The sequence below is a fragment of the Nonomuraea solani genome (assembly GCF_900108335.1).
In the GTDB taxonomy this organism is placed as follows: domain Bacteria; phylum Actinomycetota; class Actinomycetes; order Streptosporangiales; family Streptosporangiaceae; genus Nonomuraea; species Nonomuraea solani.
Map to the genome: position 1 here is coordinate 157308 of NZ_FNVT01000007.1, position 23012 is coordinate 180319.

General features: G+C 71.8%; 21 protein-coding genes and 1 tRNA gene. 12 read left to right on the forward strand and 10 right to left on the reverse strand.

Annotated features, from left to right (window positions below; translation table 11 throughout):
- A complete protein-coding gene (locus tag C4V41_RS25860) occupies positions 1-864 on the reverse strand; it encodes a hypothetical protein (protein ID WP_146103785.1) in 864 nt (287 codons plus the stop codon).
- A 77-nt stretch (positions 865-941) separates the two neighbouring features.
- Positions 942-1685, reverse strand: coding sequence for an SDR family NAD(P)-dependent oxidoreductase (locus tag C4V41_RS25865; RefSeq protein ID WP_103958534.1), 744 nt, complete (start codon positions 1683-1685; stop codon positions 942-944).
- A gap of 39 nt (positions 1686-1724) precedes the next feature.
- Here C4V41_RS25865 and C4V41_RS25870 point away from each other — a divergent pair, with 39 nt between their 5' ends.
- Positions 1725-2633, forward strand: a complete 909-nt coding sequence (locus C4V41_RS25870; protein WP_103958535.1) for a phosphotransferase enzyme family protein — start codon at positions 1725-1727, stop codon at positions 2631-2633.
- 4 nt (positions 2634-2637) lie between these two features.
- Here C4V41_RS25870 and C4V41_RS25875 read toward each other — a convergent pair whose 3' ends face one another.
- On the reverse strand, positions 2638-3324 hold the full coding sequence (locus tag C4V41_RS25875; protein ID WP_103958536.1) for a sulfotransferase family protein: 687 nt from the start codon (positions 3322-3324) through the stop codon (positions 2638-2640).
- A gap of 89 nt (positions 3325-3413) precedes the next feature.
- Here C4V41_RS25875 and C4V41_RS25880 point away from each other — a divergent pair, with 89 nt between their 5' ends.
- From C4V41_RS25880 to C4V41_RS25910, 7 genes are all read left to right on the forward strand, one after another.
- The gene (locus C4V41_RS25880) at positions 3414-4904 is read left to right on the forward strand and encodes a class I adenylate-forming enzyme family protein (protein WP_103958537.1); all 1491 of its coding nucleotides are present in this window, start codon (positions 3414-3416) and stop codon (positions 4902-4904) included.
- 70 nt (positions 4905-4974) lie between these two features.
- On the forward strand, positions 4975-6534 hold the full coding sequence (locus tag C4V41_RS25885; protein ID WP_200824228.1) for an NAD(P)-binding domain-containing protein: 1560 nt from the start codon (positions 4975-4977) through the stop codon (positions 6532-6534).
- Positions 6534-7841 carry a cytochrome P450 gene (locus C4V41_RS25890; RefSeq protein WP_200824229.1) on the forward strand — a complete coding sequence of 436 codons (1308 nt, stop codon included), beginning with the start codon at positions 6534-6536 and terminating at the stop codon, positions 7839-7841. The genes C4V41_RS25885 and C4V41_RS25890 overlap by 1 nt, the downstream gene beginning before the upstream one ends.
- A gap of 25 nt (positions 7842-7866) precedes the next feature.
- On the forward strand, positions 7867-9189 hold the full coding sequence (locus C4V41_RS25895) for a cation:proton antiporter (protein WP_103958538.1): 1323 nt from the start codon (positions 7867-7869) through the stop codon (positions 9187-9189).
- A 95-nt stretch (positions 9190-9284) separates the two neighbouring features.
- Positions 9285-9974, forward strand: a complete 690-nt coding sequence (locus C4V41_RS25900; RefSeq protein ID WP_235030381.1) for a response regulator transcription factor — start codon at positions 9285-9287, stop codon at positions 9972-9974.
- Entirely contained in the window at positions 9971-11230 is a 1260-nt protein-coding gene (locus C4V41_RS25905; RefSeq protein ID WP_103958539.1) for a sensor histidine kinase, read from the forward strand. Before C4V41_RS25900 ends, C4V41_RS25905 begins: the two co-directional genes overlap by 4 nt.
- Before the next feature lie 10 nt (positions 11231-11240).
- Positions 11241-12797: a phospholipase D family protein gene (locus C4V41_RS25910; RefSeq protein ID WP_103958540.1), complete on the forward strand. Its 1557-nt coding sequence runs from the start codon at positions 11241-11243 to the stop codon at positions 12795-12797.
- Between the two features lie 51 nt (positions 12798-12848).
- Here the strand turns inward: C4V41_RS25910 and C4V41_RS25915 are convergent.
- Positions 12849-12923, reverse strand: a tRNA-Val gene (locus C4V41_RS25915).
- 466 nt (positions 12924-13389) lie between these two features.
- On the opposite strand from C4V41_RS25915, the gene C4V41_RS25920 reads away from it, so the two are divergent.
- Positions 13390-13806 carry an SsgA family sporulation/cell division regulator gene (locus C4V41_RS25920; RefSeq protein WP_103958541.1) on the forward strand — a complete coding sequence of 139 codons (417 nt, stop codon included), beginning with the start codon at positions 13390-13392 and terminating at the stop codon, positions 13804-13806.
- A gap of 603 nt (positions 13807-14409) precedes the next feature.
- On the forward strand, positions 14410-14802 hold the full coding sequence (locus C4V41_RS25925; protein ID WP_103958542.1) for a DUF6042 family protein: 393 nt from the start codon (positions 14410-14412) through the stop codon (positions 14800-14802).
- Here the strand turns inward: C4V41_RS25925 and C4V41_RS25930 are convergent.
- Positions 14788-15366, reverse strand: coding sequence for a DUF305 domain-containing protein (locus tag C4V41_RS25930; protein ID WP_235030382.1), 579 nt, complete (start codon positions 15364-15366; stop codon positions 14788-14790). The two genes, C4V41_RS25925 and C4V41_RS25930, sit on opposite strands and share 15 nt — an antisense overlap.
- 164 nt (positions 15367-15530) lie before the next feature.
- Between C4V41_RS25930 and C4V41_RS25935 the strand changes: the two genes are divergently transcribed.
- Positions 15531-16871 carry an LVIVD repeat-containing protein gene (locus tag C4V41_RS25935; RefSeq protein ID WP_103958544.1) on the forward strand — a complete coding sequence of 447 codons (1341 nt, stop codon included), beginning with the start codon at positions 15531-15533 and terminating at the stop codon, positions 16869-16871.
- Here C4V41_RS25935 and C4V41_RS25940 read toward each other — a convergent pair.
- From C4V41_RS25940 to C4V41_RS25955, 4 genes are all read right to left on the reverse strand, one after another.
- Positions 16868-17371 carry a hypothetical protein gene (locus C4V41_RS25940; RefSeq protein WP_146103786.1) on the reverse strand — a complete coding sequence of 168 codons (504 nt, stop codon included), beginning with the start codon at positions 17369-17371 and terminating at the stop codon, positions 16868-16870. The genes C4V41_RS25935 and C4V41_RS25940 overlap by 4 nt on opposite strands.
- Positions 17372-17494: 123 nt before the next feature.
- The gene (locus C4V41_RS25945) at positions 17495-18325 is read right to left on the reverse strand and encodes an aminotransferase class IV (RefSeq protein WP_103958546.1); all 831 of its coding nucleotides are present in this window, start codon (positions 18323-18325) and stop codon (positions 17495-17497) included.
- On the reverse strand, positions 18326-19273 hold the full coding sequence (locus C4V41_RS25950; RefSeq protein ID WP_235030383.1) for a chorismate-binding protein: 948 nt from the start codon (positions 19271-19273) through the stop codon (positions 18326-18328).
- 29 nt (positions 19274-19302) lie between these two features.
- Positions 19303-20241, reverse strand: coding sequence for a LysR family transcriptional regulator (locus C4V41_RS25955; RefSeq protein ID WP_235030384.1), 939 nt, complete (start codon positions 20239-20241; stop codon positions 19303-19305).
- A gap of 58 nt (positions 20242-20299) precedes the next feature.
- Here C4V41_RS25955 and C4V41_RS25960 point away from each other — a divergent pair, with 58 nt between their 5' ends.
- On the forward strand, positions 20300-21466 hold the full coding sequence (locus C4V41_RS25960; RefSeq protein WP_235030385.1) for a Rid family hydrolase: 1167 nt from the start codon (positions 20300-20302) through the stop codon (positions 21464-21466).
- Here C4V41_RS25960 and hutH read toward each other — a convergent pair.
- Positions 21447-22997 carry a histidine ammonia-lyase gene (gene hutH / locus C4V41_RS25965; RefSeq protein ID WP_103958549.1) on the reverse strand — a complete coding sequence of 517 codons (1551 nt, stop codon included), beginning with the start codon at positions 22995-22997 and terminating at the stop codon, positions 21447-21449. The two genes, C4V41_RS25960 and hutH, sit on opposite strands and share 20 nt — an antisense overlap.
- Between the last annotated feature and the right edge of the window lie 15 nt (positions 22998-23012).

The window sequence follows — 23012 nt, forward strand, 5'->3', positions numbered from 1 at the left end:
TTACAGGGCCAGGGTCTGACCTGCCTCGATGGCCTCACGCACGCTCTTGGCCAGGGTCTGCTCCAGCGCGTCGCCGCTCGCTTCGAGCGAGCGCATCGCGTCGGCGTCGTCGGTGTGCGCGAGCAGCGCCCGGTATTTGTCGTTGTTGTCCAGCGCCGCGCGGGCCCGCAGGGCGGCGTCGGCCTCCTGGACGCGGTGGGCGTACCGCTCAAGGCTCTCGACGCGGGCCGTCACCGCCGCCACGGAGCGGCGCAGCGCCTCCTGCTGCGGCTCCAGGACGGCCATCAGCTCGGGTGTCACGACCCCTCTCATGGCCCGCTCCTGCTCCTCGTTCAGATGCGTCTGTACGCGTAAGAGCAGCGCGATCTCCCAGATCTGCCGGGGCAGCAGCACCTCGTTGGCCAGCCCGTCCAGCAGGCGGGTGCGCATGGCCTCGGAGGTGTAAACGGACATGACCGCCGATCTGGCGCGTTCCAGGAGCGCGCGGGCCCCCGGGTCCAGCTCCGGCACCAGCACGAACCTGTCCCGGTACGGCGACCGCGCGGCGCTCAGTCCGAGCCTCGGGATGAAGCAGTCGATGACGGCCAGCCGCTCCTCCTCGGTCAGCCCGGGGTCGGCGACGAAGTCGACCGTGCGCTTGACGTGGTCGCGCTCCCTGGCGAGCTGCCGGCCCTCCTCGTCGGCCAGTTGCCTGCGGCGCAGGGCGTCGTGGCCGACGAGGTAGCCGCAGAGGTTGAGCAGGGCGAGCGCGAGGACGACGAACGAGGCCCGGGGACCGGCCTCCACCGCGATGACGAAGCAGACCACCAGGACGACCGCGCAGCCCGCTAACAATCCCAGCGCCCACCCACAGCCCTTGGCCACAACGTCCCCTCTGCGCGAGATCCCGACGTGCCGAGTTCACCATAACCCGCCAATCCGGGAAGATCCCCAGATTCCGGTCAGCGGAGGTAGGAGGCGCCGTTCAGGTCGAGGACGGTGCCGCTGGCCCATTCGGCGGCCGGGGAGGCCAGGTAGAGGACGGCGGCGGCGATCTCCTGCGGCCGCGCGACCCGGCCGAACGGGCTCTGAGCCCGGATGGCGTCGCCGCGCGGGGACTTGAGGTGCTCGTTGGTCATGTCCGTCTCGACGAAGCCCGGCGCCACCATGGCCACCGCGACGCCGCGCGGGGCCAGGGCGATGGCGAGCGACTGGCCCAGGGCGTTCAGGCCCGCCTTGCTCGCGCCGTAGGCCGGGCTGTCGGGCTCGCCGCGGAAGGCGCCGCGCGAGGTGACGTTGATGACCCGGCCGCCGGCGGGCATGTGCGGCAGCGCGCACCAGATGAGGTTGGCCGCGCCCACCAGGTTGACGTCGAGCGTGCGCCGCCAGGCCCGCTGCCACTCCTCGTAGGAGGTCTCCGCGATGGGGTGGTGGAGGAAGATGCCCGCGTTGTTGACCAGCACGTCGATCCCGCCCAGGGCCTCGGCGGCGGTGTCGGCCATGCGCCGCACCGCATCGGCGTCGGCCATGTCGGCCTGGACCACCGTGTGGCCCTGCCCGGGCAGCGTGCCGAGCAGGCTCTCGGCCTCCTTGGCGGAGTCGCGGTGATGGATCGCGACACGGTCGCCCGCGGCGGCGAAGGCGCTCGCCACCGCCCGTCCGATTCCCCTCGAAGCCCCCGTGACCAGAACATTTCGTGCGCTCATCCACCGCAGCTTAGGGGGTCGTGATCCAGGCTTGAGAACATGGTCGACAACGGCAGGATCGAAGAGCTGGCGCGGGCGTACGGGCTCGGGGAGCCACTGGGCCCACCGGCGTACGCGGCGCGTGGTGAGCTGGGCCGGATCTGGCGGCTCGACACGGCCTCGGGCACGTGGGCGGTCAAGGAGCTGCTCGTGCCGGTCGAGGAGCGGGACGCGCGGGCCGACGTGGCCTTCCAGCTCGCGGCCGCCGCCGCGGGGGTGAGGCTGCCACGGCCCCGGCCGACCCTGGAGGGCACGGTGATGTGCGGCGGCTTCCGGGTGTACGAGTGGGTCGATCTGGCGGCCGGGCAGCAGGTCACGCCGGCGGAGCTGGGGGCGGTCACGGCCGGGCTGCACCGGGTGGCGCACCCGGCGTCCGGCCCGGTCATCCCGTGGTTCTCCGAGCCGATCGGCCCGGCCCGCTGGGAGGCGCTGGCGACGGCGGCGGCGGGCGAGGAGTGGTCGCCCGCGCTCGACCGGCTGCTGCCCGAGCTGGTCGCGCTGGACGCCCTGGTCGTCGCGCCCGACCCGGCCTCCCTCACCACCTGCCATTGCGACGTCAACCTGGAGAACGTGCTGCGGGCGCGGGACGACGGCGGCGTGGTGGTGCTGGACTGGGAGAACTGCGGCCCGGCGCGGCCGTCGTGGGAGCTGGCCAAGATCCTGGCCGACCTGCCCGACGCCGCCGCCGCTTACGACGCCTACCGGGCGGCGGGCGGTCCCGGGCGGCTCGCGGAGCCGGCCGACTTCTCCATGGCGATCGCCGAGCAGGGGCACCTGCTGGAGTTCTACATCCGGCGGGCGCTGTCGCCCCAGGAGACGGACGAGAACCGGTCCAGGGCGCGCGGGCGGATCGGCACCATGCTCGGCCGGCCGCTCACGACGGCCAGGATCGACGCGCTCCTTGCTTAGGGGGTCAGCGGCCGCGCACGATCAGGCGTAACAGGCGGCGCGGCCGCTTGCGCCTGAAGTCCGCCCGCTCGTTGGCCCGCGGGTACGGCACCTCGGGCACCGGCACCCCGAGGAACGCGCACAGCGGCTCCCACCCCTCCCCCGCCTCGAACACCAGCAGCCGATCGCCCGGAATCGCCGCCTTCACCTCGGCGACGTGCCGTTCGAAGACCTCGATGACGTGGTCACGATCGCCGACGCGGCCGTCGAAGACCCGGTCGATGAAGGTGGCCCTGGCCATGCGCGGGTACAGCGCGAAGTCCGGGGACCGCCAGCTCACCAGCCGGCGGATCGCCCGGCGGCGCAGTGACGGCCGCCGCTGGTCCAGCGCGCTGCGGAAGATGGTGGCGCTGACGCTGTCGTACCAGCGGGCGGGGTCGCGGACGGTCAGGATGACCTTGGCATCGGGATAGTACGCGGCCAGCTCCCGCCAGTACGCCGACGCCGGCCAGTCGAGCGCCGACCGGAACCCCGCGAACACCGTGTCCCAGTCCTGGGACCGCCCTTCGCCCACGTCGAGCCACTGCCGCACCCGGTACGGCTCCGCGATGACCGCCGACATGTGGTAGCACGGACCGAACCCGAGCAGTTCGAGCGCCGCCTTCAGCGACCGCGTCCCCGTACGGCCGAACCCCGCGCCGATCACGTCCACGCCGAGCCCACCTCTCTGATCTAGCTCTGATCTGAATCCCGTTATATGACGACATATCTAAATGGGAAATCGCTCAGAGGAGCCCGGCCATGCTCTTCCCGCACCCCCTCCTCCACGCCCTGCGCGCCGCCCCCGCGACCCCGGCCTTCGAGCACGCGGGCAGGACCGTCACCCGCGCCGAGCTGCTGGACCTGATCCGCCGCCTGGCGGGCGCGATGCGCGCGGCGGGCCTCGGCCCCGGCCGGGCGGTCGCCGTCCGCACGGCCGTCACCCCCGAGGCGTTCGCCGCCCACATGGCGGCCCACGCGCTGGGCTGCCGCGTCGTCGGCATCCGCCCCGGCTACCCGCCCGGCCAGCTCGCCCACGTGCTCGCCATGGACGTCGACGCCGTGCTCGTGGACCCGGGAACGGCCGCGCCGGGCCTCATGAGCACGGGGACGGCGCTGTCGCTCGGCCCGGTGGCGGGCGCGGCCGACCTGCTGGCCCGACCCGACGACGGCGGGCCGCTGGAGGTGGGCGCCCGGCCCGACGACGTGGCCGCCCTGACGTTCACCAGCGGCAGCACCGGGCGGCCGAAGGGGTGCGCGATCACGTACCGGGCGCTGAGCGAGCACTGGGCGTGGCAGCCGCGCGTGTGGTCGCCGGTCGCGCGGGCGTTCGCGGCGGGGTTCGAGCGGTATCTGCTGTTCGGCACGCTGGCGAGCATGGTGGTGATGGAGTTCCTGGCGCCGTGCCTGCTGGGCGGCGGCACCGCGGTGATCCCGGAGGAGGACGGGCGGCCGATGTTCCCGTACGCGATCGAGCGCCACCGGATCACCGGGTCGATCATCACCGTGCCGCGCCTGTTCCAGCTCCTGGACCTGGCAGACGACGCGGACGTCTCCAGCCTGCGGGCGCTCATGGTGTCCGGCTCGCCCATCGGCCCGAAACGGCTCGCGGCGGCGGCTCGGCGGCTCGGGCCGGTCGTCTACCAGGGGTACGGGCAGACCGAGGCGGGCAACGTGGCCATGCTGACGCCCGAGCACATCGCGGCGGGCGTCCTGGATCCGGTCGGCCGGCCGCATCCCGGGGTCGAGCTCAGCGTGCGCGACGACGACGACGCCGAGCTGCCCGCGGGCGCGACCGGCGAGATCCACGTGCGCAGCCCGTACCTCATGGCGGGTTACTGGGGCGACGAGGCGGAGACCCGCGACACCCTGCGGGACGGCTGGCTGCGCACCCGCGACCTCGGCCACGTGGACGCGGACGGTTTCCTGCACCTGGCGGGGCGCACCCGCGACGTCATCATGGTCAACGCGATGGTCGTCTACGCGGGGCCGATCGAGCGCGTGCTGACCGGCCATCCCGACGTGGACGAGGCGTACGTGGCGGGCGCGCCCGACGAGGGCACCGGGGAGGCCGTGCACGCGTTCGTCGTGCCCGCGCCCGGCCGCGTCCCGGACCGCGCCGGCCTGGCCGAGCTGGTGCGCGGCGAGCTGGGCGGCGACAGCGTGCCCCAGACGATCACCCTGGTGCCCGGCGTCCCCGTCGCCACCAGCGGCAAGCCCGACAAGCGCGCCCTGCTGAACCGGATTCTCTGAGCATTTTCTGAGAATCGCCCGCCAACACTGACGTTGTCCGTTCAACCACATCGCTGGTCTGGAGGCGTCAGTGCCGGACAATTCCCTGGACTACCTGGTGATCGGAGCCGGGCCCGCCGGCCTGCAGCTCGGCCACCTCCTGCAGAAAACGGGCCGGAACTACCTGATCCTCGAGGCGGGGCCGGGACCGGGCCAGTTCTTCCGCACCTTCCCACGCCACCGCACGCTCATCTCGATCAACAAGAAGCACACCGGCTGGGACGACCCCGAGCTCAACCTCCGGATGGACTGGAACTCGCTGCTGTCCGACGACCCCGGCCTGCTGTTCACCCACTACAGCGACCGGTACTTCCCGCACGCCGACGACATGGTCCGCTACCTCACCGACTTCGCCGAGACGTGCGGGCTGCGCGTCTCCTACGACTCCCGCGTGGTCCGGGTCGAGCGTCCCGGCGAGGTGTTCCGGGTGACCGACGAGGGCGGGCGCACGTACGAGGCGAAACGGGTCGTCGTCGCGGCCGGCGTCACCCGCCCCAACCTCCCGCCCATTCCGGGCATCGAGACGGCTCAGCTCTACGGCACCGCCTCCACCGACCCGGCCGACTACCTCGGGCAGCGGGTGCTCATCATCGGCAAGGGCAACTCTGGCTTCGAGACGGCCGACAACCTGATCGAGACCGCCGCGGTCATCCACGTGTCGGGCCCGCACTCGCTGCGCATGGCGTGGCGCACGCACTACGTCGGGCACCTGCGCGCGATCAACAACAGCCTGCTCGACACCTACCAGCTCAAGTCCCAGAACGCCATCCTCGACGGCGACGTCAAGAACATCGAGCGGCGCCCGGACGGCACGTACCTGGTGACGGTGTCCTTCGCCCGGGTGAACGAGGTCACCAAGGACATCCCGTACGACAGCGTGATCGTCTGCACCGGCTTCCGGTTCGACTCCTCGATCTTCGCCGACTCCTGCCGGCCCGCCCTGACGATCAACGACAGGTTCCCTGCGCTGACCCCGGCCTACGAGTCGGCCGACGTGCCCGGCCTGTACTTCGCCGGCACGATCACCCAGTCGCGCGACTTCAGGCGCGGCACCAGCGGCTTCATCCACGGCTTCAGGTACGGCGTCCGCGCCCTGCACCGCGTCCTGGAGTCCCGCTACCACGACGTCCCGTGGCCGGCGCGGGAGTTGCCCGCCGACCCGGCGGCGCTCGCGGCGGCCGTCATCGAGCGCGTCAACCGCTCCTCGGCCCTGTGGCAGCAGTTCGGCCTGCTGGCCGACGTCATCGTGGTGGGCGACGGCACCGCCCGCTACATGGAGGAGCTCCCCCACGACCTGCAGGGACCGCCGATCGGCGACCGCGGCCACTTCGCGATCACCCTGGAGTACGGCCCCGAGCACGACAAGATCGACCCCTTCGACATCGCGGTCGGCCGCATCAGGCAGACCGACGCGGCCCGCGCCCACGAGGGCCACTACCTGCACCCCGTGGTCCGGCACCACCTGCCCGGCCAGGCCCCCGTCGCCCACCACATCACCGAGAACCTGGAGAACGAGTGGGACTCGCCTGAGGTCCACGTCGAGCCGCTCAGGGCCTTCTTCGCCCGCAGGACCGCCTCGGTACCGGTCTGATGATGATCGCGCTGCTGCTGACCCTGGCCGTCGTGGTGAGCCTGCCGTGGTGGCTGCCGGGCCGGGTCGTGGCACTGCGCGCCCGCCTGTTCTCCCGGATCAACGGCGACGAGGGCATCCCCGTGCCCGGCGACCTCGTCGGCGTCGAGCGCTTCAGGGAGATCTACTCGCACCCGGCCGCGGGCGGCCGCAGCAGGGGCGCCGCGCTGTCGGACCTGTTCTGGTACTGGTTGTCGCCCGGCCCCGAGATGCACCAGGAGCACCTGGAGGCGGGCGAGCGCTACGACGCCGTCGCCCGCGTCACCCGTGATCTGCTGGCCGTGCCGCGCGGGGAGGCCGAGGAGCTCACCCGCCGCTGCGCGGTCCGCACGCTCGGGGACGCGGGCGGGTTCGTCCGGCTGCGGGATCTGATGATGCCGTTGTGGGCGGAGTTCTCGTACGAGCTGGTGTTCGCCGAGCCCTGCCCGCGCGCCGCCCGCGACCTGATCATCGGCAACGCGAACGACGTCGTCACCTCGCTCAAGTGCACGGGCCTGCGGCACATGGAGCGCCGCCACCGCCTGACCCGCTATCTCACCGCCCGCCTGTCGAGGGTGCGCCTGCCGCTGCCGCCCGACCTCACCCCCCGGGAGCAGGCGTTCTACCTGCAGGGCGCCTTCTTCAACACCGCCGTCGTGCAGATGTCGGAGGCCATGGCGCACCTGCTGATGGTCCTGGCCCAGCATCCCGGCGTGCAGGAACGGGCCCGTACGGGCGACTCCCGCTACCTCGACCAGGTGATCGCCGAGACGCTGCGGCTCTATCCGCTGTTCGGCATCGCCCACCGCATCACCACCGGCGCGATCCCGCTCGACGAGGACGCCGCGATCCCGGCCGGCTCGGTGCTCTGCTTCAACTACCCGGAGTTCCACCGGGCCGGTTTCGCCGATCCCGGCCGCTTCGACCCGGACCGGTTCCACCGGCCGGTCAAGGAGCTGAACCACATCCCGTTCGGCGTCGCGGCCAACCGGCCGTGCCCGGCCTGGCGGCTGGCGCCGATCGCCATGCGGGTGGCGGCCCAGGAGGTCCTGCGGCGCTACCGCCTGGATTCCTCCGCCTCCCACACCAGGTCCCTGCCGAACCGGGGGCCCTGTCTGCTCACCCCTCTCGGCGCCGCCCGCCGGTCGCCGCGTGCCGCGCTGGCGTACATGCGCGTCCGCGACCGCTGGGAGGACGTCTGGCGCAGCCTCGTACAGCTCGTCCTCGGCACGTACATGGTCTGGGACGCGCGCAGGCAGCGGCTGTGCGGGCGCCACTTCGACCCCTGACCCCTTTCCGAGCGGAGAAACCGGAATGCCCTACCTGGCCTACGTCGCTCCCGCCGACGCCAACCTCGCCATCATGCTGAAGGTCTTTCCCGCCCTGGTGGTCCTCCTGATCACCGCGGCGGTCTGCGGGCGGCTGGCGATCATGGTGATGCAGCCGCGCGTGCTCGGCGAGATGGTCGCCGGCGTGCTCCTCGGGCCCACGCTGTTCGGGTGGCTGTTCCCCGACGCGCAGGCCGCCCTGTTCCCGCCCGAGGTCAGACCCGTCCTGTACGTGCTGAGCACCATCGGCCTGACCCTCTACATGTTCCTGGTCGGCGCCGGCCTCGACCACAGCGCGCGGACGCCGAACGAGCTGCGCAAGGCGGCCGTGCTGGCCACGTCGGGGATCGTCCCGTCCATGCTGCTCGGCTTCGGCACCGGCCTGCTGCTGTGGAGCACGCTCTCGCGCCCCGACGTGCCGCCGTTCCAGTTCGCCCTGTTCGTCGGCGGCGCGCTGTCGCTGACGGCTTTCCCCATGCTGGCCAGGATCCTGTACGAGCGCGGCCTGGAGAACAGCCCCATCGGCCGCCTCACCCTGCTGGCCGCCTCCGTCGACGACGCCCTGGCCTGGTGCATCCTGGCGGTCCTGTCGGCCATGCACCTCGGCACCGGCGCGAGCGGCGCGCTGCCCACGATCGGCCTGACCGTGGGGTTCGCGATCGTGATGCTCACGGTGGTCCGGCCCATGCTGCGCCCGATGGGCAGGACCGTCGCGCGCACCGGCCGGTTCAGCGCCACCCACGTGTACATCGTCGTCCTCATCCCCCTGGCCGCCGGCTGGGCGACCGACTGGATCGGCGTGTACGCGGTCTTCGGCGGTTTCATCGCGGGCCTGGCCATGCCGCGCGACGCCGAGTTCCGCCGGGTGCTGCACGGCCGGATGATGGAGATCGTCTCGACGCTGCTGCTGCCCACCTTCTTCACCTTCTCCGGGCTGAACACGCAGCTCGGGGGCATCGCGGGCGGGACCATGCTGCTGGCGTTCGCGGTGATCCTGCTGGCCGGGTTCAGCGGGAAGTACTTCGGCTGCTCGCTGGCGATGCGAGGGATCGGGTTCAGCTGGCGGGAGTCGTACGCGGTGGGCGCGCTCATGAACGCCCGCGGCCTGATGATCCTCATCTTCATCAACATCGGCCTGGCCCAGGGCATGATCACCTCGGAGCTGTTCGCGATGCTGGTCCTCGTGGCCGTCCTGACCACGGCCGGCGCCCTGCCGCTGTACAAGCTGGCGCTGCCCGACCGCCTCGAACGGGACGCCAAGGCCGAGCCGGCCGCGGAACCGCCGGTGACCGTGAGGTCCAATTCCTGATATTTGCCCATGTGGGCGGGTTGATGCGGATTTGCCGTCGGTCCAATCATGCAGTGGACCTGGTAAATCCCCGGCGGTGATGTAACGGTTGGGGCGTGGCTGGGACATCGGGCACGGCCGCCCTCCCCTCCCGTCGGCTGCTGCTCGTCGAGGACGACCGCGAACTGGGTCACATGCTGGTCGGCCTGTTCACAGAACAGGGCTACACGGTCGATCTGGCACTGGAGGGACAGACGGGGTTGCATCTCGGGCTGAGCCGCGCCTACGACGTGCTCATCGTCGACCGCGGCCTGCCCGCCCTCGACGGCATCGACCTGCTGCGACGGCTGCGGCGGCAGGCGGTCACCGTACCGGTGCTCGTGCTCACCGCCTTCGGCTCGGTCTCCGACCGGGTCGCCGGGCTGGACGCGGGCGCGGAGGACTACCTGGTCAAGCCGTTCGAGATCGAGGAACTGCTGGCCAGGGTGCGCGCGCTGCACCGCCGCAACCTCGACCAGGCCCGGCTGCTGCCGCTCGGCGCCGGCTGGCTGGACGCCGACTCCCACCTCGTCCGGCTGCCGACCGGGGAGCAGGTGGCGCTGTCGGGGCAGGAGTGCCGGCTGCTCAGCGCGCTGGCCGCCCGCCCGCGGCAGGTGCACACCCGCAGGTCTCTGCGCCAGCGGGTCTTCGACGGGGCGAACAAGGAATCGATCGTGGACACCTACGTCTACTATCTGCGCAACAAGCTGGGCCCCGGGGTCGTGTGCACCGTGCGAGGTGTGGGCTACCGCCTGGGCCGGCTATGAACCGTCCGGCCCCCGACCCAGACCGGCTCCTGCTCATCCGGGCCCGCCGCCGCCTCACCGTGCAGGTGGCGGGCGCGATCTCGGTCGTGCTCGCGCTCGTCGGCGTGCTGGTCTACTGCGCCATGGTGCACTCCCAGACCGGCTCGGCCCGGCGCGACCTGGCCTCCGCCGCGCAGCGCTCGCCCGTCGCCCACCCGCCGCCCTGCGTGTGGCTGTACGAGCTGCGCCCCGACGGCACCGTCCAGGGCTCCCCCGGCGCGCCGGCCGCCCTCCCCGTGCGGACGTCCCTGGCCCAGGTCGCCGCCGGGGCCGGGCCGGAGACCACGCAGGTCACGGTGGCCGGGCGCGACTACCTGATCCACACCCGGCAGCGCGGCGCCACGACGATCCAGTCCGTGATGGACCTGCGCTACCAGGCCGGCGAGCGTCAGCGGCTGCTGCGTACCCTCTTCGGGGCCGAGGTCGCCGGCCTGCTGGCCGCGCTCCTGGTCGGCCAGGTCGTCTCCCGCCACGCGATCGCGCCGCTGGGCGAGGCCCTGGCCCGCCAGCGCCGCTTCGCCGCCGACGTCAGCCACGAGCTGCGCAGCCCGCTGACCCGCCTGCACACCCGCGCCCAGCTCCTGTCGCGGCGGCTGCGCGGCGGCACCGACCCGATCCTGCTCATCGACGAGGTGGACCAGCTCGTCATCGGCACCAGGCAGCTCGGCGAGGTCGTCGAGGACCTGCTGCGCTCGGCGCAGCTCAAGCGCCTGCGCCGCCCGTTCGGGCCGGTGGACCTGGCCGTGCTGGCCACCGAGCCGGCCGTGACCGAGAACGCCAGGGCGGCGGCCCAGCGGGTGATCGTCGAGGTCCGCTGCGACGGGCCCGGCGACCACGTCGTGCGCGGCGTGGAGTCCGCGCTGCGCCGGGTGATCTCGGCGCTGCTGGACAACGCGCTCGGCCACACGGGCGCCGGCGGCCACATCTGGGTGACGCTGTCCAGCGAGCCCGGGACGGTCCAGCTCGTCGTGCGCGACGACGGGGCCGGGCTCGACCCGGACGACACCGAGCGGCTGTTCACGCCGTTCGTGGGGGCGGGGTTCGGGCTGGGGCTGGCGCTCGTACGGGAGGTGGTGGACGGTCACAACGGCACCATCACGGTGGACGGCAGGCCGGGCGGCGGCGCGACGTTCACCGTACGCCTGCCCGCCGACCGCACCGCGCCGGCCGCCCCGGAACCCGTGCTGGAGAGGTATCAGCGCCCGCTCTCGGGGTAGCCGGAAACGGATGCGCATCCAGGACTGGTTCCTCACCGATGAGGAGCGGGGCAACCCGGCGACCAAGCTCGAACCCTGGTCGTCCGGCAATGACGTGCGCCCGCTCATCCACGGCGCCACCTATTTCGCCGAGCTGAACGCCCGTCTCGACCGGCTCGGCAAGGACGACCTGCTGCTGTTCGCCGACTGGCGCGGCGACCCCGACGAGCGCCTCACCCCCGACGGCCCCGGCGTGGGCGCCGCGATGGCCGCCGCCGCCGAACGGGGCGCCCTGGTACGCGGCCTCATCTGGCGCTCCCACCTCGACCTGCTGCGCTTCAGCTCCGCCGAGAACCGCCACCTCGGCCAGGCCATCGAGGCCGCCGGCGGCCAGGCGCTGCTGGACACCCGGACGAAGGCGGGCGGCTCGCACCACCAGAAGTTCGTCATCCTGCGCCACGACCGCGAACCGGATGAGGACGTGGCCTTCGTCGGCGGCGTCGACCTGTGCCACAGCCGCCGCGACGACGCCCGCCACGGCGGCGACCCGCAGCCGGCCCCGATGCCCTCCGTGTACGGTCCCCGGCCGCCCTGGCACGACGTCCAGGTGGCCATCCGCGGGCCCGCCGTCGCGCAGGTCGAGGAGGTCTTCTGCGAACGCTGGGAGGACCCCGCCCCCGAGACCCGCGATCCACTGCGGCGCGTACGCGACCATTTCGGCCACCTCGACGACGCCCCTCCCCTGCCCAAGCCCGGCCCGCCGCCGCCCCGCGCGGGCCACCACCACGTGCAACTCCTGCGCACGTACCCGGCCCGGCGCCGCGGCTACCCGTTCGCGCCGGGCGGCGAGCGCAGCATCGCCCGCGCCTACTGCAAGGTCCTGGCCCGGGCCCGCTCGCTGATCTACCTGGAGGACCAGTACCTGTGGTCCACGGAGGTCATCGAACCCTTCGCCGAGGCACTCGAACGCGAGCCGGGCCTGCGCATGGTGGTCGTCGTGCCCCGCCACCCCGACCAGGACGGCTGGCTGGCCTCCCCCGCCAGCCTGATCGGCCGCGCCGGCGCGCTGCGCCGCCTGAGCCAGGCCGGCGGCGACCGGGTGGCCATCTACGACCTGGAGAACGAGCAGGGCGTCCCCGTGTACGTCCACGCGAAGGTCTGCGTCGTGGACGACGTCTGGGCCACGGTGGGCTCGGACAACGTCAACCTGCGCTCGTGGACGTACGACTCGGAGCTCAGCTGCGCCGTCCTGGACGAACACGAGGACCCCCGCCAACCGGCCGGCGCTCTCCGCTTCGCCCGCGACCTGCGCCTGACCCTCATGGCCGAACACCTCGACCGGCCGGCCGAACGGGTGGACGACCTGTCCGACCCGGCGGTCGCCTTCGACGCGTTCGCCCGCACCGCGGCCACCCTCGAAACCTGGCACAACTCCGGCCGCACAGGCCCCCGCCCACCCGGCCGCCTCCGCCCCCACCCCGCGCCGCACCTGTCGCACCTGCAGAAGCTGATGGCGATGCCGCTGTACCGCATCGCGGTGGACCCGGACGGCCGGCCCCGAAACATGCGCCGCTCACGCGCGTTCTGACCCGGAACGCGAAAAGGGCCACCTCCCGTGATGGGAAGCGACCCTTGAGCGTGGTGGGCGATACTGGGATCGAACCAGTGACCTCTTCGGTGTGAACGAAGCGCTCTCCCCCTGAGCTAATCGCCCGCCCTGCCGGTGCCTTGCGGTGCCGACGTGGAAAACCATACCGCACTCTGGCACCTGATGGCGAAGCGGAAACCGGTGGGGACGATCAAGGGGCCGGGGCTGGGCGGGAGGGCGGTCAGAGGGATTCGGGTGAAACGCGGCGGTTGCCCATCGGCGTGGCGGGCGTGTGTCATACCATCGTCGTGTCCCGGAAGGCATCGGCCGCGATCTTTGGCGAAAAACGTTCATGGTCGGCGCGGACGGGGAAGGGCTCCACCGCACGCAAAACCCTTGTAAATACGACCCGATTGATGCCGTTTAGCCTGGTAGATGCCTAAATGTCCAGCTGTGATGTGCGTTACAGAAGGCCCTAGAAGCGGAATCTTTCCTACAGGTTTCTTCGTTCCGCGTCATAGCTCAGGACGAAGTCCGTCAGAGCAGTGAAAGCCCCGAAGAGGGGACCTACGACGAAAAGGTTTGGCTGACGATGAACAGCACCACCGTCTCCGCCGAGCTTGGCCTTCGGCTAGTGGTCCCCGACCGTACTACCGTCCCCCTGCTCGCCGGACTGAGCTACACAGCCGACGATCCGTACGCCATCCGCATGGCCTTCCACGTAGGGAACGACGAGCCGGTCGAGTGGATCTTTGCTCGCGAACTGCTGACCGTAGGGATCGTACGACGTGTCGGCGACGGCGACGTGCAGGTGTGGCCCGCACGCGCCGACGGCGAACGCACGCTGCACATCAGCCTTACGTCGCCGTTCGGGCAGGCGCTCTTCGAAGTACCGCTGGCCCCGCTCACCGAGTTCCTCCATCGCACCTATGAGAAGGTGCCGGCGGGGCGGGAAACCGACTACATGGATCTGGACGCCGAGCTGACCAACATGCTCTGGCCCTCCTGAACGAGGGTCACCACCGTCCGGCACGCTCCCCTGAGCCGGACGGATGGATGGATCGTAGGGTCTGCGTGTGAAGATCCTTACCGTAGATGGTCATTGGCCCGAACACGGAATGATCGTCGTCAGGGACACCTGGGGCGTGGATCCGGCGTCCCGGTCGGTGCCTGGCCTGCCCCTGCTCGGCGAGTTCGACGTTCCGGTCCAGTCCAGTCCTGCGGGACGATCGCCAAGGCGGGCGCCGGCTCGCGGTGCGCCCGCGCAACGGTCCGCCGCCCCAAGACGGCGATGACTGGCATGACGTCGTCGAGACCTCCTATCACTCCGCCACCGGCTCGGTCGTCCTGACCACCTTGATGAGCGGTGATCGCCAAGAGGACCGCCCGCCCCAGATCGGCCCGCCGGGGTTCTACCGGGTCCGGGTCTCCTGTCGAAGGACACCGCCGGAGATTCCCGGCCTCGCGGCCTCCGAGGGTGATGTGTGGCGGATGCAGTTCTGGGGAGGATCGCCCGAGCCTCCTCGATGGCAGGCCAGGAGCCGGCCCGCGGGCACCGGCTGGGACGTCGTTCTCGGGCGCCCTGGTTATGAGGTGCTGTACGGCGTCGGCGGTGGGTGGTGCGGCCACCGAGGAGCAGGTCGCGGCCGCCTATCAGCCGTGGTCCAGCGGCTCCGGGCCCTGGGATGCCGCGCTCTCCGTCGAGCTGCCGGAGTACGCCGTAAAGCTCGGGGTGCCCGCGCCTGCCACGCGCCGTGAGCTGCTCCGGCTGCTGGTGGCGGCGGGGCTGGTGACCACCGACGGCGAGACCCGCTATCGGGTCGTCGAGACGCCGCCGCGCGCCGAGGACGTGCTGCGCCTGCCGGCCGGGCAGAGCGCCACCATCCGGGGTCAGGACGCGCACCGCCGCTACGCCCCCTTCGCCGCCGATCTGTGGACCATGGGCCGGGCCGCCGCAGCCACCGCTGAAGCATGGGCAGGCGGCGATCCCTCAGGCGGGCAGTGACTCCAGGACCTTTCGCATGCGGCCGATCTCGATGCTCTGCCCCGAGTACACGTCCTTGGCCATCATCCGCATCCGCCGATCACGCCCGTCCGCCAGCTCCTCGCCCGCCATCTTCACCGCCCCCTCATGGTGCCGGGTCATCAGTTGCAGGAACAGCCGGTCGAACGCGCCGCCCTTGGCCGCGCGCAGCGCGTTGAGCTGCTCCTGGGTCGCCATCCCGTACGCGGCCGCCTGCTGGTGCCCGTGGCCGGCGGGGACGGAGCGGCCCAGTTCGGACAGCCAGCCGGTCATGGCCTTGATCTCCGGCGTCTGGGCGGCGGTGATCGAGCGGGCGATGGCGAGGGTGCCGGGCGTGGTGGTGCGCTCGTTCACCAGGGAGGTCATCTCCAGGGCCTGGCGGTGATGCGGGATCATGCCCTCCGCGAACCGCACGTCGGCGGCCACCGTCGGCGAGGGCGTCGGCCCGACCCGCTGCCCGGGCGTCGCCGTACGGGCGGCCGCGCCGGGCTTGCCGGGCAGGATGACGGGCGCATCCGTACCTACTGGTGACGGCCCCGACGGCACCCTCTGGTCCGGCGAACAACCCGCAAGGGCAAATGTCGCCAATACTGTGATGATTACCGTACGCGGCCGCGAACCTGCTGACATAGCTTCCATAGTGAGCTACGAGACAAAGGGGATGCGCGTTGATCTCTGCCAAGTTGCGCGGAGCGTTGTTGTGTACGGTGATGCTGCTGGCATCCGCATGTGCCGCGGGCCCGCAGGTCACCGGGGCTCCGACGCCCCCCACCACCACGCAGGAGACCAGCGCTCCAGCCAGTAAGCCCGCCCAGACGGGCAACGTCATGATGAGCGGCAACATCAAGCAGGTCGCCAGCATGCCGCGGACCGCCCCCCTCAACGGGGAGGACGACATCAACACCGACCTGGCGTTCCAGGGGGATTACGCCTACGTCGGCAACTTCGGCGGCTTCACGGTCTACGACATCAGCGAGCCGGCGAAGCCCGAGATCGTCAGCCAGGTCTCCTGCCCGGCGCAGCAGAACGACGTCACCGTCTACCAGAACCTGCTGATCCTGTCGATCGACGAGCCGCGCGGCGGCCCGGAGTGCGACTCCAAGGACGGCCCCCGCGCCTGGGAGGGCCTGCGGATCTTCGACATCACCGACAAGAAGAGCCCGCAGTACGTCGGCGCCGTCAAGACCGAGTGCGGCTCCCACACGCACACGATGGTGCCCAACGGCGAGAGCCTGTACGTGTACGTCTCCTCCCCCGGCCCCGAGCCCGAGTCGGAGACCTGCCCGCCGCCGCACGAGCTCATCCAGATCGTCGAGGTCCCGCTGAAGGCGCCGCAGTCGGCCAAGATCGTCGCCAAGCCCGACATCTTCCCGGAGCGGCAGCACTCCGATCTCGCCTCGGGCTGCCACGACATCACCGCCTACCCGGAGAAGAAGCTGGCCGCGGCCGCCTGCTTCGGCGACGGCGTGCTGCTCGACATCTCCGACCCGGTCAGCCCGAAGGTGCTGCAGCAACTGACGGACACCGAGAACTTCCAGATCTGGCACTCGGCGACGTTCAACAACGACGGGACGAAGGTCGTGTTCAGCGACGAGCTGGGCGGCGGCGGCCAGGCCACCTGTGACCGCAACACACCGCCCACCAAGGGCGCGAACGCCGTCTACGACCTGGTGGGCGGCAAGCTGGAGCGGCGCGGCTACTTCAAGATCCCGAGGGAGCAGCAGGAGAACGAGAACTGCGTGGCCCACAACGGCTCCCTGATCCCGGTTCCGGACAAGGACATCATGGTGCAGTCGTGGTACCAGGGCGGCGTGTCGGTCTGGGACTTCACCGACTCCTCCAGCCCGAAGGAGATCGGCTTCTTCGAGCGCGGCCCGCACCCCGAGCCCGCCATCGCCGGTTCCTGGTCGGCCTACTACTACAACGGCTACATCTACTCCAGCGACATCATGGAGGGCCTGGACGTCCTGGAGATCAACGACCCGCTGACCGACCCGGCCAAGAAGGTCAAGATGGACGACTTCAACGTCCAGACCCAGAAGTCGTACTAGAAGCACTCCGCCGACCGCGCCGCCGCCCTCGCGACGGCGGCGCCGTCGAGTGGGATGGCCTCGGGCCCGATTCCGGCCCAGAGCCATTCCACGGTCAGCAGGAAATCCTCCGGCGGCGGCAGCGGAGACAGCCACAAGGGCATCTCGTACAGCGTGTACGCGCCGTCGCCGCGCACCCCTCCGGGAAACCAGGACAGGCTCGGCGGCGCGCAATGGCGGTCGTCGTCGGAGGCGGCCTCGCTGCCGTCCGGATAACGCACCGTGACGTGCAAGGACGTGCTCTCCTCGCCGGAGAGGGCGGAGTCGAGGCGTAGCGCGAGGCCGCGGGGGGCCATGGCGTTGCGTACGACGACGTCCAGGCGCACGAGGCAGCCGACGTCGTACACCTGGAGCATCGGCAGCAGGACGGCGAGCGCCGGAGTACGGGCGAGCACCCGCTCCAGAGTGACGATCGCGCCCATTCTTGAAATCGGCGGCACCGGGCCGCCATCCCCACTCATGATCGATCCCAAGCTGGCTCGGAGGCTGTTTGCCGCGAAGCGTAACCCCGGTTGCGCGGGCCTGGAGCCGAACGCCGGAAATATGGGCCCCGCCGGGACGAAAGAGGGCGGGGCCGCGCGGGGTCAGGGGTTCAGGTCGGCGGCGGAACGCTCGGCGAAGATCCGCATGGCCTTGGCGGTGATGGGGCCGGGAGCGACCGGGAGCTCGGTGTCGTCGACCAGCCTGATCGGCTGGACGTCGCGGGTGGTGGAGGTGAGGAACGCCTCCTCGGCCTCGTAGAGGGCGCTCAGCGGCACGTCGGTCTCGTCGCCGCCGCACCATTCGAGCACCAGCGCCCGGGTGACGCCGGCCAGGCAGCCGGACTCCAGCGTGGGGGTGAGCAGGCGGCCGTCGTGGACGATGAAGATGTTGGAGCCGGTGCCCTCGCACAGGTTGCCGGCCAGGTTGCCGAAGATCGCCTCGCCGCCGCCGCGCTTCTTGGCGTGCAGCAGGGCCTTGGCGTTGTCGCCGTACGAGGTGCTCTTGACCCCGGACAGGGCGCCGCGCTCGTTGCGCGGCCACGGCACGACGGCCACGTTGGCGGTCGCGGGGAACGGCTTCTGCTCGTCCACGATGACGACGGAGGTGGTGCCCTGGTCGCCGCGGTCGGAGCCGAGCGGGCCCGGGCCGCTGGTGTAGGTGACGCGGATGCGGCCGAGCGGCCAGGTGGGCGCGACCTCCAGGATCTTCGCGACGCCGTCCGCGATGGCGTCGACGTCGGGCTCGGGCAGGTCCATGCGCTGGGCCGAGAGGGTGAGCCGGTCGAGGTGGCGGGTGAGCGCGAACGACGTGCCGTTCACGATCTTGATGGTCTCGAAGACGCCGTCACCGACCATGAGCCCGTGGTCGAACACCGAGACGGTGGCCTGCGCGGGGTCGATCAGCTCCCCGTTGACCCAGACAGGGATGTTCATTCAGTTTCCTCCTGTGGATGCCAGTGCGATGAGCCTGGCTGCCTTGAGCTCGGTTTCGAGCCATTCGCCATGGGGATCGCTGCCCCAGGTGATGCCCGCTCCCGTTCCGAAACGGATCTCTCCTGCGGAGATCCAGAATGTTCTGATGCCTACGGCCAGCGCCGCCCTGCCTCGGTCGGCGTCGACCCAGCCCACGGCCCCACAGTACGGGCCGCGAGGTGCCGCTTCGAGTTCATTGATGATGCGCAGAGCGGACGACTTGGGCGCACCCGTGACAGACCCGGGCGGGAATGTCGCCGCGAACAGGCCCGGCCAGCCCACCCCCCGCGCCAGCCTGGCGCGGACGGTGGAGACGAGGTGGACGAGCCCGGGGTGTTCTTCGAGCGCGCACAGCGACGGCACCTCGACCGAGCCGACCGCCGCGACCCTGCCGAGGTCGTTGCGGACCAGGTCGACGATCATGACGTTCTCGGCGTAGTCCTTGTCGAGCAGGTCGCCGGCGGTCGCGCCGGTGCCCTTGATGGGACCGGACTCCACCATGTCGCCGTCGCGCGACAGGTAGAGCTCGGGCGAGGCCGACACCACGCTCAGCCCCGGCACCTGGATCACGCCCGCGTAGGGGGCGGGATTGCCCTCGGCCAGCCTGGCGGCCAGCGCGAGCGGGTCGGCGCCGGGCTGGACGGGCGCGCTCAGGACCCGGCAGAGGTTGGCCTGGTAGACCTCACCCTGCTCGATGTACGCGCGGATGGCGCGCACCCCGCGCTCGTAGGCGGCCCGGTCGAGCGAGCTGCGCCACTGGTCTGGGCGCGGCCCGTGCCAGGGCGCGGCGGGTGCGGGCAGGGGCGCCTTGCGCACCCGGTCGAAGCGGGCACACGTCACCTTGCCCTCGTAGTCGACGACGACGGCCCACCAGCCCTCGCCGTCGAGCGCGGCGAGGTCGGAGGTCACGTCGCGCAACCCGGTTGCGAGATGGTGACCTAAGTGGGCGAAACCGTCGTACACACCTCCCATTGTCCCAGCATCTCGACCAGTTCCCGCGCGGCGGGTAGGGGGATCTCTGGGAGGGCCGCGTACACCTTGCGCACAGGGGCCATTCCGCGCAGCGGCCGGAGCACCAGATCCCCTGGTACGGCCCGCGCCGCCAGCTCCGGCACCAGCGTCACCCCGAGCCCGGCGGCCACGAATCCGAACTTGCCCGACCACTCGGCCACCCGCAGCCCGCTGCGCGGCGTGAACCCGGCCGCCGCGCACGCCGTCACCAGCAGCGTCGGCTGGCCGCGCGGCGCGGCCTCGATCCAGTTCTCCCCGGCCAGGTCGCGCAGGTCCACCTCCGGCTCGCCGGCCAGCCGGTGGCCGGCGGGCAGCGCGACCAGCAACCGATCCTCAAGCAGCGGCACGGCGCGAGCGCCCTCCGAACCGGCACGCGAGCCCTCGGCGGGCAGTCCGGCGGGATAGTCGCTGATCACGGCCACGTCGATGGCGCCCGCGCGCAGCCGGTCCATCAGCCGGGCGCTGAGCCCCTCGATCAGCCGCAGCTCGACACGCGGATGCCGCCCGGCGAACCGCTTGAGCGTCCCCGGCACCAGGTCGACGTTGGCGGTGGCGAAAGCGCCCACCCGCAGCGTGCCGCCCCGCCCGCCGTGGATGGCGGCCAGTTCCTCGCCCGCGCGGTCGAGGCGGTCGAGGACGGCGACCGCGTGCCGGTGCAGCGCCACCCCGGCGGGCGTCAGGCGCACGCCGCGCGCCAGGCGCTCGAACAGCGGCCCGCCTGCGGCACGCTCCAGGGCGGCGACGCGGCGCGAGACCGCCGACTGCGTGTATCCGAGCAGCTCGGCGGCGGCGGTGAACGAGCCGCTCCTGGCGACCTCGTCGAAGAGCCGGAGCGCGGCGGTGTCCAAGGCATTCGTGTCAAGCATGGCTGGTATGCAATCTAGTCGGTGGTGGAATGCCTCGCGTCCAGGTTCACTAGGGCACGTGATTGCTTTTCTCGGACAGGGGCGCATGGGCGCCCCCATGGCCCGGCGGCTGATCGCGGCCGGGCATCAGGTGACGACGTGGCGGCGCGGGGCCGGGGTGCCGGTCGCGACGACGGTGGCGGGCGCGGAGCTGGTCATCACCATGCTCAGCGATCCGGCGGCGGTGCGGGAGGTGCTGGCGGGGGCGCTCCCGGGCCTGCGGCCGGACGCGACGGTGGTGGAGATGTCCACGATCGGCCCGGACGCGGTGCGTGAGCTGCGCGCGCTGCTGCCGCCGTCGGTGGGGCTGGTGGACGCGCCGGTGCTGGGCAGCGTGGGGCCCGCCGCCGAGGGCACGCTGACGGTCCTCGCGGGCGGCGACGTGGCGGGGTGCCGCGAGGTGCTGTCGGTGTTCGGGACGGTACGCGAGCTCGGGCCGCTGGGCTCGGGGGCGGCCATGAAGATCGCCGTCATGAGCGCGCTCGTGCCCGCCCAGGTGCTGCTCGCGGAGACGTTCGCGTACGGGCGGGCGCACGGCGTGGATCACGACGCGCTGATCGACGTGCTGTCGGGCACCCCGCTGGGCGTCCTGGCCGACCGCCTGCGCGCACCATCGGCGCAGACCCGCTACGCGCTCGCCCACGCGGCCAAGGACCTGGAGCTGGGCGCGTGGGAGGGCGCCTCGATGGCCACGGCCGCCCGCGCCAGGCTCCAGGAGGCGCGGGCCGCCGGGCTGGGCGAACGCGACCTGTCGGCCATCGTCGAACACATCGGCGGAACCCCTGCGCACCGGGCCGTACCGCTCAATCCGGCGACGGTGCCGGCCACGAACGGCATGTACTCGCACGCCGTCCGCGTGGGCGACATGCTCTACGTCTCCGGCCAGGCGGCCTTCGACGAGGAGGGCAAGGTGGTCGGCGAAGGCTCCATGGCGGCGCAGGCCGAGCACGTCTTCCAGGTCATCGGCCGCATTCTGGCCGATCAGGGGGCGACGTTCGAGGATGTGGCGTTCATCAGGACGTACCTGACGGACATGGACGACCGGGTCGAGTACGGACGGGTGCGCAGGAAGTACATCACCGGCACGCCCCCGGCCAGCACGACGGTGGAGGTGTCGAGGCTGTTCATGCCGGGGCTGCTGCTGGAGGTGGACCTGATCGTGGCCCTTACGCCAGGGGGCCGGTGACCGACTCCACCGCCGCGACCACGGCGCCGTCGGCCACCAGGCGCACCGCCGAGTCGATCTCCGGCGCCAGGAATCGGTCGGGCCCGGGCGCCGGGACGGTCTCGCGCAGCGCCTTGACCACGGCCGCCGTCGCGGGCGCGGGCGTCAGCGGGGCGCGCAGGTCCAGGGCGCGGGCGGCGGTGAGCACCTCGATGGCCAGCACGCGGGTGAGCCCGTCGACGGACTTGCGCAGCTTGCGCGCCGCCGACCAGCCCATGGACACGTGGTCCTCCTGCATGGCCGAGCTGGGGATGGAGTCCACGCTCGCCGGCACGGCCAGGCGCTTGAGCTCGGAGACGATGGCCGCCTGGGTGTACTGGGCGATCATGTGACCGGAGTCGACGCCCGGGTCGTCGGCCAGGAACGCGGGCAGCCCGTGGTTGCGGGCCACGTCCAGGAACCGGTCGGTACGCCGTTCCGACATCGAGGCCAGGTCGGCGGCCACGACGGCGAGGAAGTCCAGCACGTACGCGATGGGCGCGCCGTGAAAGTTGCCATTGGACTCCACGCGGCCGTCGGCCAGCACGGCGGGGTTGTCCACGGCGCTGGCCAGCTCCCACCCGGCCACGGTGGCGGCGTGCGCGATCGTGTCGCGGGCGGCGCCGGCGACCTGGGGGGCGCAGCGCAGCGAGTAGGCGTCCTGGACGCGGGTGCACGACTCGGGGTCGCGGTGGCTGGCCATGATGCCCGAGTCGCGCAGGACCTTCGTCATGTTGGCGGCCGACAGCGCCTGGCCGGGGTGCGGCCGCAGCGCCTGCAGTTCGGGGGCGAAGACCCGGTCGGTGCCGAGCAGCGCCTCCACGCTCATCGCGGCGCTCACGTCGGCGGTCCTGACGAGCCCGGTGAGGTCGTCGATGGCCAGGATGAGCATGCCGAGCATGCCGTCCGTGCCGTTGATCAGCGCCAGGCCCTCCTTGGCGGCCAGCTCGACGGGGTCGATGTGGGCCTGCTTGAGCGCCTCGGCCGCCGGCAGCAGGGCCCCCGCCCTGTCGCGGACGACCCCTTCGCCCATCAGCGTGAGCGCCACGTGGGCCAGCGGGGCCAGGTCGCCCGAGCAGCCGAGGCTGCCGTACTCGTGCACGATGGGCGTGATCCCCGCGCTGAGCAGGGCGGCCAGGGTCTTGGCGGTGGTCGGCCTAATGCCGGTGTGGCCGGTGGCGAGGGTGTGCAGGCGCAGCAGCATGAGCGCGCGCACGACCTCGGTCTCGACCTCGGGGCCGTTGCCGGCCGCGTGCGAGCGCACCAGGGAGCGCTGCAGTTGGGCTCGCAGGGCCGGGTCGATGTGCCGGGTGGCCAGCGCGCCGAAGCCGGTCGAGATGCCGTACGCCGGCGTCGGGCTCTCGGCCAGCTCGTCCACCCGCTGGCGGGCCGCCGCGATGGCGGCCATGGCGTCGTCGGTGAGCTGGACGGGGGCTCCGTGCCGGGCCACCCTGATGACGTCGCCGAAGGTCAAGGGCTCCGGGCCGACGTTCACGACTCCGTTGTCGCGCATGATGCGTCTCTCTCG

What these genes read in the sequence shown, in the direction of transcription:
- C4V41_RS25935 (WP_103958544.1), top strand. Translation starts at nt 15,531, where the DNA reads ATGCTGCTGGCATCCGCATGTGCCGCGGGCCCGCAGGTCACCGGGGCT.
- C4V41_RS25955 (WP_235030384.1), bottom strand. Translation starts at nt 20,241, where the DNA reads ATGCTTGACACGAATGCCTTGGACACCGCCGCGCTCCGGCTCTTCGAC.
- C4V41_RS25880 (WP_103958537.1), top strand. Translation starts at nt 3,414, where the DNA reads ATGCTCTTCCCGCACCCCCTCCTCCACGCCCTGCGCGCCGCCCCCGCG.
- C4V41_RS25920 (WP_103958541.1), top strand. Translation starts at nt 13,390, where the DNA reads ATGAACAGCACCACCGTCTCCGCCGAGCTTGGCCTTCGGCTAGTGGTC.
- C4V41_RS25905 (WP_103958539.1), top strand. Translation starts at nt 9,971, where the DNA reads ATGAACCGTCCGGCCCCCGACCCAGACCGGCTCCTGCTCATCCGGGCC.
- C4V41_RS25895 (WP_103958538.1), top strand. Translation starts at nt 7,867, where the DNA reads ATGCCCTACCTGGCCTACGTCGCTCCCGCCGACGCCAACCTCGCCATC.
- C4V41_RS25940 (WP_146103786.1), bottom strand. Translation starts at nt 17,371, where the DNA reads ATGAGTGGGGATGGCGGCCCGGTGCCGCCGATTTCAAGAATGGGCGCG.
- C4V41_RS25945 (WP_103958546.1), bottom strand. Translation starts at nt 18,325, where the DNA reads ATGAACATCCCTGTCTGGGTCAACGGGGAGCTGATCGACCCCGCGCAG.
- hutH (WP_103958549.1), bottom strand. Translation starts at nt 22,997, where the DNA reads ATGCGCGACAACGGAGTCGTGAACGTCGGCCCGGAGCCCTTGACCTTC.
- C4V41_RS25865 (WP_103958534.1), bottom strand. Translation starts at nt 1,685, where the DNA reads ATGAGCGCACGAAATGTTCTGGTCACGGGGGCTTCGAGGGGAATCGGA.
- C4V41_RS25890 (WP_200824229.1), top strand. Translation starts at nt 6,534, where the DNA reads ATGATGATCGCGCTGCTGCTGACCCTGGCCGTCGTGGTGAGCCTGCCG.
- C4V41_RS25870 (WP_103958535.1), top strand. Translation starts at nt 1,725, where the DNA reads ATGGTCGACAACGGCAGGATCGAAGAGCTGGCGCGGGCGTACGGGCTC.
- C4V41_RS25910 (WP_103958540.1), top strand. Translation starts at nt 11,241, where the DNA reads ATGCGCATCCAGGACTGGTTCCTCACCGATGAGGAGCGGGGCAACCCG.